Genomic DNA, 1,257 nt, shown 5'->3' on the forward strand with positions numbered 1-1,257 from the left:
GCCTTATTAAAATACTTCTGTGAGCAGGCACCATAATTCAACATCGCCACAGCGAAGGGATAAGCATCCACATACGATGAACTATTCTTAATTATGTATTGTGCATAGTCTCTGACGGTATAGGTATATTCTTTGCCGCAATTTCCATTTCCATCAAACATCTGCGCTTTAATATCCTGTGTCATCTCATAGGATGATACCTCACATGGAAATTTGTAATATGTTGTTCCTTCTTTGATCGTGGTGTTCGTCTGTGCCGCGGAAACAGGCACCTTCGTAACAGTTCCATTCGGAAGGGTAAACTGCATATACGCATCCTTATCTGCAATAATCTGATCCGACAACTCCATGTAGAAATTGACGCCGATATTACCGGTAAGACTTAAGGAATAACCGGCAAGCTTAGCGCCGATGCCATCTATGATCGCACCACAGTCATCACATTTTCCATCATTATCCGCATCCGGATGGTCACCATAGGTATTCTTCTCTGTATTCGAATACGCATAAGATACCGGCTCTCCCGGTTTGCCCTCACATCCGTTATAAATAGCGTTCTTGTAAACTTTAGCTCCACCTAAGGTCGGATAATTGTCTGTTCCGATGGTCTGTCCCCAGATGGAGCCATCGTAAGTCACAGTGTCATCACCTTCTCCGGTTGAGCAGCCCTGTGACAGGAGATACGCAACTTCACCGGTCTTGTACTGCTCTGTTGTTTTTCCCTCAATTTTTGTAGTCATTCCGCTATTCGTGCCTATCGCAGCTCCTGTATAAACGGTGCTGTCATAATAACAGTTTGTGATGGTTCCATTACTTAAATTCATTCCAATCACACCACCAACATGTGAGCCTGTTCCATTGACCTCGCTTGTGGTATAACAGTTTATGATGGTCCCGTTTTTATTATATCCGTTCACTCCTCCTACATATGATTGACCACTGACAATCCCTGTATTATAGCAGTTTGTAATTGTTTTGTTATTATCTCCGCTCACTCCTCCTACAGAATCTTCTGTTCCACTGACTTTGCCTTCGTTATTACAGTTTGTAATTGTTCCGCTATTATCTCCGTCAATTCCTCCTACATATGATTGGCCACTGACAATCCCGGTGTTATAGCAGTTTGTAATTGTTTTGTTATTATCTCCGCTCACTCCTCCTACAAATGATTGACCTTTAATAATCCCTGTGTTATAGCAGTTTGTAAGGATTCCTAAATTGCATCCACACACACCTCCAAAAGAACTGGCACCATCT

Annotated in this window: 1 pseudogene; it reads right to left on the reverse strand. The window is 42.5% G+C overall.

What is annotated here, in order from left to right:
• Positions 1 to 1,257, reverse strand: a pseudogene (locus tag DXB73_RS13775) (hypothetical protein); the annotation flags it as partial.

This window comes from Clostridium sp. OM05-6BH, from assembly GCF_003481635.1.
Taxonomy (GTDB): domain Bacteria; phylum Bacillota; class Clostridia; order Lachnospirales; family Lachnospiraceae; genus Butyribacter.